We start from the raw sequence: 7,028 nt of genomic DNA, 5'->3' as shown, positions 1-7,028 counted from the left end.
GGCCTTACCGCAGCGCCTCCGACGGGCAGGTCGGGCGACGATCCCGATCCCTGGAACGGCCTGGGTATCCCCCCCGGCCCTCCACCCCGGCCGGCCCTCAGGAGGCCACCGGATCCGGTCCGGCCTCCCTGCTTGCGCAGCGAGACCCCGCTCCAACCGCTCCCGCCGCCGCTTCGGATCGCCGGCCGAGCGAGCCTCCCTTGCGACGGGACGGGGGGAGTCTAGGACGCGGCCTTCCTATGGCGGACTGGGGACGCTGTATTTTTCCGAAGGCGCGCGAAATCAGAGAGTTGCGCGCGCGCGATATGCTGGCAATCAGCGGATTGTCAGCGGAGCGCCATGACCCCAGCCGCAAAAGGGGTGCTTCCTCCGCCCGGAATGACGATAGCGGGTGGGGTAAGGCTCCAGCTCGCTGGATTACGGCCCCGGCACGACCACCGGGGCGGCGTCCGCCGGGGTGGCCGGGGTGGGGCCGGCGGCGTCGGCGGCGGCCTGACAGCCCTGGCCCGCATAGAGGCCGTTCAGATAGTACCAACGATGCCGGACGGCGGCGGCCTCGGCTTCCTTGCGTTCGCGGCCGGGTGCGGTCAGGACGTCCGCGCCTGCGATGGCGAGGCCGGCGCCGGGAATCACCATAGCGGCTCCGGCGCGGGCGACGTCGCCGAGACGGCCGAACAGGCCGCCGTCGGGTTCTCCGCCCATGGCCTCGCTGAGTTGGGCCGCCTCTTCGGATACGGCGGCGCAGGTCATGGCGGCATCGGTGGCGCGAATGATCTCGATGGGGCCTGAGGGCGGCCCCTCAGCCTCCTGCGCCAACACCGGTGAAACGGCGGCCAGACCCAGGGCGACGGCGGCGTATGCGGCGACGAACTTCATGATACTCAACCCTCAAAGCCCCGCGCGAGAACGGGTGGGGCGAGGGAGGGTTGCGTTCTCCCTCCCCTTCATGGGGAGGGTGGTCGCGCAGCGACCGGGTGGGAATTGCGAAGCTGGTCGTCGGCGGTGCGGGACTGGCGTTCCCCACCCGGGCTCGGCTGCGTCTCACCGTCCCTCCCCGAAGTGGGGAGGGAGAACGCGCTTCAGGCCCTGACCGCCCGCGTCGCCTCGACCCCCAGCGCCTGGAGGGCGGCGGCGGCGATGTGTTCGGCGTTGAGGCCGGCCGTCGCATACATGGCGACCGGATTGTCCTGGTCCTGGAAGACGTCGGGCAGGCAGAGGGTGCGGATCTTCAGGCCCGCGTCGAGCGCGCCCTTCCCGGCCAGCAGTTGCAGCACGAAGGCGCCGAAGCCGCCCATGGCGCCCTCCTCCACCGTGATCAGGCATTCATGCTCGCGCGCCAGACGCAGGATCATGTCGGCGTCCAGCGGCTTGGCGAAACGGGCGTCGGCGACCGTGGCCGAGACGCCGCGGGCGGCCAGGGCGTCGGCGGCCTTGAGCGATTCCTGCAGGCGGGTGCCGAGGCTGAGGATGGCGACCGTCGTGCCTTCGCGGACGATGCGGCCCTTGCCGATCTCGAGCGGGGCGGCGAGTTCGGGAATCTCGACGCCGACGCCGTCGCCGCGCGGATAGCGGAAGGCGGACGGGCGGTCGTCGATCTCGAGGCTGGTGGCGATCATGGCGGCCAGATCGGCCTCGTCGGCGGCGGCCATCAGCACCATGCCGGGAAGCGCGCCCATGAAGCCGATGTCGAACGACCCGGCGTGGGTGGCGCCGTCGGCCCCGACCAGACCGGCGCGGTCCATGGCGAAGCGGACGGGCAGGGACTGGATGGCGACGTCGTGGACGACCTGGTCGTAGCCGCGCTGGAGGAAGGTCGAATAGATGGCGCAGACCGGCTTCATGCCGTCGGCGGCGAGGCCGGCGGCGAAGGTGACGGCGTGTTGTTCGGCGATGCCGACGTCATAGGTGCGTTCGGGGAAGGCCTGGCCGAACAGGTCCAGACCGGTGCCCGAGGGCATGGCGGCGGTGATGGCGACGATCGAGGGGTCGAGATGGGCGCGCTTGATCAGCTCGGTCCCGAAAACCTTGGTGTAGCTCGGGGCGTTGGAGATGGACTTCGACTGCTGGCCCGAGACCACGTCGAATTTGGCGACGGCGTGCAGCTTGTCGGCGCTGGATTCGGCCGGGGCGTAGCCCTTGCCCTTCTGGGTCACGACATGGACGATCACCGGGCGGTCGGTGATGGCGGCGGCGTTTTTCAGTATGGGAACAAGGTTCTCCATGTCGTGCCCGTCGACCGGCCCGACATAGTAGAAGCCCAGCTCCTCGAAGAAGGTGCCGCCGACGATCATGCCGCGGGCGTATTCCTCGGCCTTGCGGGCGGCGTTGCGGAACGGGCGCGGCAGGTGTTCGGCCACCGACTTCCCGAAGCGGCGGAAATTGCGATAGGCGCCGCCCGAGACCTGTTTGGCCAGATAGGCGCTCATGCCGCCGACCGGCGGGGCGATCGACATGTCGTTGTCGTTGAGGATGACGACCAGCTGTTTGGTCGTCTCGGCCGCATTGTTCATGGCCTCATAGGCCATGCCGGCGGACATGGAGCCGTCGCCGATGACGGCCACGACCTTGTTCGACTCGCCCTTCTGGTCGCGGGCGGCGCAGAAGCCGAGGGCGGCGCTGATCGAGGTCGAGGCGTGGGCGGCGCCGAACGGGTCGTATTCGCTCTCGCTGCGTTTGGTGAAGCCCGAGAGGCCGCCCGGCTGGCGCAGGGTGCGGATGCGGTCGCGGCGACCGGTCAGGATCTTGTGCGGATAGCACTGGTGGCCGACGTCCCAGATCAGGATGTCCTTCGGCGTCTCGAACACATGGTGCAGGGCGACGGTCAGCTCGACCACGCCGAGACCGGCGCCGAGGTGGCCGCCGGTCGTGGAGACCGCATCGATGGTCTCCGCCCGCAACTCATCCGCCAACCGGCGCAGCTGGGGGATGTCGAACCCACGCGTGTCGGCGGGGAAATGAACCTGGTCGAGCAGCGGGGTGTCGGGCATGAAAACTCTAAGTCGCGTGAGGTCTCTTTGATCCACTATTACCGCGTCATTACAAGGACGCGAAGCGGTCAGGACTGGCGCTTTAGCACGAAGTCCACACTCGCCTTGAGGATTTCGGCGTCGGGACCGAAGACGTCGAGGTGGGCGCGGGCCTGATCGGCCAGATGCGCGACGCGATGCCGCGCCGCATCGACGCCCAGCAGGGTGACGAAATTGGTCTTGCCGCGCGCCGCGTCCTTGTTGGCCGCCTTGCCGAGGATGTCCTCGTCGCCCTCGACGTCCAGCAGGTCGTCGACGATCTGGTAGGCCAGGCCGATGTCGTGGGCGAAGCTGATCAGGGCCTGGCGGTGAACCTCGCGGGCGCCGGCGATGATCAGGGGAATCTCAAAGGCGTAGGTGAACAGGGCGCCGGTCTTGAGCCGCTGCATCCGGGCCACGCCGCCGAGGTCGTCGCGCACGCCCAGCAGGTCGATCATCTGGCCGCCGGCCATGCCGCGCGCGCCGCTGGCCAGCGACAGCCGGGCCGCCAGCTCGCAGCGGACGGCGGGATCGTCGTGGGTGTCCTCGTGCAGCAGGATGTCGAAGGCGGCGGTCTGGAGGGCGTCGCCGGCGAGGACGGCGGTGGCCTCGTCATAGGCCTTGTGCACCGTGGGGCGGCCGCGGCGGATGTCGTCGTCGTCCATACAGGGCAGGTCGTCGTGGACCAGGCTGTAGGCGTGGACGCATTCGAGGGCGCAGGCGGCGCGCAGCACCGGCCGCTCCTCGATATCGAACAGATTGGCCGCCTCCAGCGCGAAGAAGGGACGCAGCCGCTTGCCGGGGCCGAGGGCGGCGTAGCGCATGGCCTCCGTCAGGCGCGATTCGGGGCCGTCGGCGCGCGGCAGAAGCTCGTCGAGGGCGACGGTGACCAGGTCGGCGATCTCGGCCACCCGGTCGATGACGCCCTGTTCCGGCGAATTGGCGGCGAGGACCGGGTTCAGAACAGCCTCCCGCCCACGGGGACGTCACGGTCGACGCCGATCAGGACGACCTCTCCGGCCGCGTCAGGAAAGCCGAGGGTCAGGACCTCGGACATGAAGGGGCCGATCTGGCGCGGCGGGAAGTTGACCACGGCGGCGACCTTGCGGCCCAGCAGCTGGTCGCGGCTGTAGTGGGTCGTGATCTGGGCCGAGGACTTCTTCACCCCGACGTCGGGGCCGAAGTCGATGGTCAGCTTCCAGGCCGGTTTGCGCGCCTCGGGGAAGGGATCGACGGCGAGGACTTCACCCACGCGGACATCGACCTTCATGAAGTCATCGAAGGCGATCTGGCCGGCCGGGGCCGGCATCAGCTGAACTCGGCCGGTTCGACGCCCTTCGCCTGGCCGTCGGGGCCGACCACGATCTTTTCAACGCGCAGCTGGGCGGCCTTGAGCCGGTTCTCGCAATGGGCCTTGAGACGCGCGCCCTCCTCGTACAGGGCGATGGATTCCTCGAGCGGGGCCTGGCCGGACTCGAGTTTGGAGACGATGGCCTCGAGACGCTGGAGCGCGTCCTCGAAGCTGAGGTCGGCGGGAATGGAGGCTGTGTCGGTCATCGGGGGCGACCCTAGAGGGGGCGGAGGCGGGCCTCAAGCGGAGACCGGCCCGCAATTGCTATCCGGCGGGCGGGACTCGCCGGGCGGAGACGATGCGGACGCGGGGGTCCAGCATCTGGCCGCGCATGAAGCCTTCGCCCTCGGTGGGCGATTTGGGAGCGGCGAGGATGGCGCGGACCACGTCCATGCCCTCGACCACCCGGCCGAAGACCGCGAAGCCCGGATCGCCCGGCGCGGCCCGGCCGGCGTCGAAGCCGGGCAGGTTGCCGACGATGATGAAGAAGTCGCCGTCGGCCGTACCCGGATCGAAGCGCGCCATGGACAGGGCGCCGTCGACGTGGCGCAGGCCGGTCTGGCTGGTCGGCTCATGGGCGATGGGCGGCAGGATGCGGTCGGGCGCGTTGGCCGTCCCGCCCTGGACCACGCCGGTCCCGGCGCCCAGCTCCATGCCGCGGTAGAAGTCCGTGCCGTCGAAGCGGCCCTCGTCGACATAGCGCAGGAAATTGGCGGCGGTGATCGGGGCGCGGGGGTCGGTCTCGACGAGGATGGGTCCGGCGCTGGTTTCGAGGATGACGCGGACCGCGGCGGGGGCGACGGCGGCGGCCGGGGGCGGCGCCGGTTCCTGCGCGGCGACCGGGGCCGACAGCACCGCGGCGAGGCAGAGGGCGAGCGAGAGCGAGAGCAGCGACCGTCGGTTCATCGTCCTGTCCTTGCCGTGTCATCGAACCCTAGAGGCGGCGACCGCCCGCTTCAACGGGCAAGCGTCGGTTCAGTCGACGATGAACAGCCGGCAGCCGGTCCGGGTCGAGGAGCGATGCGCCGCGTCGCCGAAATCAGAGACCTGATAGCTCATGCCGGCGGTCAGTCTGAACCTGCGGCCGTCCCGGAGTTCGGTTTCCAGTTCGCCGTCCAGAACCAGGAGCACATGACCCCGGTCGCACCAGTGGTCGGCGAGATAGCCCGCCGTGTACTCCACCATCCTGACCCGCAGGTCCCCGGCGGAGAAGGTGCGACAGAGCGCCATCCCGGTTTCGCCGGCATGCTCGACCGGCTTCACGGCTGACCAGTCGGTGGCGGTGAAGGCGAGCCCGGGCAGTTTCACCGGACGTCAGCGCTTCTCGTAGCGGCGCTGGGACCAGTATTTGAAGCCCTGGTTGTGGACCAGGTCCCAGCCGTCGGCGCGAAGGCGGCGGCCGACCATGTGGTTGAAATAGCCGTGGGCGAGCACCAGCACGTCCTGACCGCTCTCGGCGCGGGCGATCAAGGCCTGGGCGGCCTTTTCGGCGCGGACCTCGGCCTGGCGGCGGGTCTCCTGGCCCTCGTGGTGGTTGAAGGCATGCCACCAGATGCGGGCGACCACGCCCCAGTATTTCGGCGGCAGCTTGAACCAGCTCGGGAAGCGCGGCGGCGGAAGGGGCGCCTCGATGAACAGGGCGTCCGACATGACTTCGCGCCCGGCGCAGATGGCGGCGGCGGTTTCCTGGGCCCGGGGCCGGGTCGAGGCGTAGATGGCGCCCGCGCCCTCGGCCGTGGCCAGCAGTTCCGGCGGCGGGGTCTGGCCGGCGCGCAGGCCGCCGACCTCATATTTGGCCCACCAGTCGCGGTACTGGTCGGAGGTCAGGAAGCATTTGCGCGACAGGGCCGGCTCGCCATGGCGGGCGAGGACGATGGCGCCGGGTCGCACGGAGACCAGGGCGGCGCGCGGCTGCGGCGGCGGCGCGGGCTCCGGCTTCGAGAGCGCCGGCTTCACGGGCTCTGGCGGGTCGGCCATCAGTGAGTCTCTGGCGGGGGTGGGCATGATGTGCGGCGGTAAGCGATTGGCGAACCGTCCTTTATTCCTCCCCCAAGGCCTGAACGTGGGCGACCGCGGAACGGCCCAGCCCCTCTAGGTCGTAACCGCCCTCGAGCGAGGACACAACCTTGCCGCCACAGCACGATCTCGCGACCTCGAGCACGGCGCGGGTCGCCCAGGCGAAATCCTCGGCCTCCAGCGACTGGTGGGCAAGCGGATCGCGGCGGTGGGCATCGAAGCCGGCGGAGATCAGGATCAGGTCCGGAGCGAAGGCTTCCAGCGCCGGCATCAGGCCGCCGGCGAAGGCGCCGCGCCAGGCCTCGCGGGCGGCGTGGGGCGCGACGGGGACGTTGACGATATTGCCCACGCCGGTCTCGGACGCCGCGCCCGTGCCCGGATAGAGGGGCGACTGATGGATGGAGCCGAGGAACAGGCTGTCGTCGGCCTCGAAGGCGGCCTGGGTGCCGTTGCCGTGGTGGACGTCGAAATCGATCACGGCGACACGGGCCATGCCTTCCGACTGGGCGACGCGGGCGGCGACGGCGACGTTGGAGAACAGGCAGAAGCCCATGCTCTGGTCCGGCTCGGCGTGGTGGCCGGGCGGACGGACGGCGGCGAAGGCGCGGGCGGTCTCGCCGCGGGCCACGGCGCGGACGGCGTCGACCACGGCGCCA

9 protein-coding genes are annotated in these 7,028 nt (G+C 70.2%); all 9 read right to left on the bottom strand.

Annotation, left to right across the window (positions count from 1 at the left end; translation table 11 throughout):
* Window positions 1-417: 417 nt before the first annotated feature.
* Window positions 418-876 carry a hypothetical protein gene (locus QQJ79_RS14290; protein WP_284223590.1) on the bottom strand — a complete coding sequence of 153 codons (459 nt, stop codon included), beginning with the start codon at window positions 874-876 and terminating at the stop codon, window positions 418-420.
* Window positions 877-1,079: 203 nt separating this feature from the next.
* Window positions 1,080-2,987, bottom strand: a complete 1,908-nt coding sequence (gene dxs / locus QQJ79_RS14285) for a 1-deoxy-D-xylulose-5-phosphate synthase (RefSeq protein ID WP_284223589.1) — start codon at window positions 2,985-2,987, stop codon at window positions 1,080-1,082.
* Between the two features lie 68 nt (window positions 2,988-3,055).
* Window positions 3,056-3,925, bottom strand: coding sequence for a polyprenyl synthetase family protein (locus QQJ79_RS14280; RefSeq protein ID WP_284223591.1), 870 nt, complete (start codon window positions 3,923-3,925; stop codon window positions 3,056-3,058).
* A gap of 38 nt (window positions 3,926-3,963) precedes the next feature.
* A complete protein-coding gene (locus tag QQJ79_RS14275) occupies window positions 3,964-4,314 on the bottom strand; it encodes a tRNA-binding protein (RefSeq protein ID WP_284223588.1) in 351 nt (116 codons plus the stop codon).
* The gene (locus QQJ79_RS14270) at window positions 4,314-4,562 is read right to left on the bottom strand and encodes an exodeoxyribonuclease VII small subunit (protein WP_284223587.1); all 249 of its coding nucleotides are present in this window, start codon (window positions 4,560-4,562) and stop codon (window positions 4,314-4,316) included. The genes QQJ79_RS14275 and QQJ79_RS14270 overlap by 1 nt, the downstream gene beginning before the upstream one ends.
* Window positions 4,563-4,620: 58 nt before the next feature.
* Window positions 4,621-5,262, bottom strand: coding sequence for a peptidylprolyl isomerase (locus QQJ79_RS14265; protein WP_284223586.1), 642 nt, complete (start codon window positions 5,260-5,262; stop codon window positions 4,621-4,623).
* A 69-nt stretch (window positions 5,263-5,331) separates the two neighbouring features.
* On the bottom strand, window positions 5,332-5,664 hold the full coding sequence (locus QQJ79_RS14260; protein WP_284223585.1) for a DHCW motif cupin fold protein: 333 nt from the start codon (window positions 5,662-5,664) through the stop codon (window positions 5,332-5,334).
* Between the two features lie 6 nt (window positions 5,665-5,670).
* The gene (locus QQJ79_RS14255; RefSeq protein WP_284223584.1) at window positions 5,671-6,333 is read right to left on the bottom strand and encodes a histidine phosphatase family protein; all 663 of its coding nucleotides are present in this window, start codon (window positions 6,331-6,333) and stop codon (window positions 5,671-5,673) included.
* A 61-nt stretch (window positions 6,334-6,394) separates the two neighbouring features.
* Window positions 6,395-7,028 (bottom strand): histone deacetylase family protein (locus QQJ79_RS14250; protein WP_284223583.1); only part of this gene is annotated, 634 nt, incomplete at its 5' end.

The sequence above is a fragment of the Brevundimonas denitrificans genome, from assembly GCF_030160755.1.
GTDB lineage: Bacteria > Pseudomonadota > Alphaproteobacteria > Caulobacterales > Caulobacteraceae > Brevundimonas > Brevundimonas denitrificans.
This window is presented reverse-complemented; position numbering and strand designations above follow the sequence as displayed.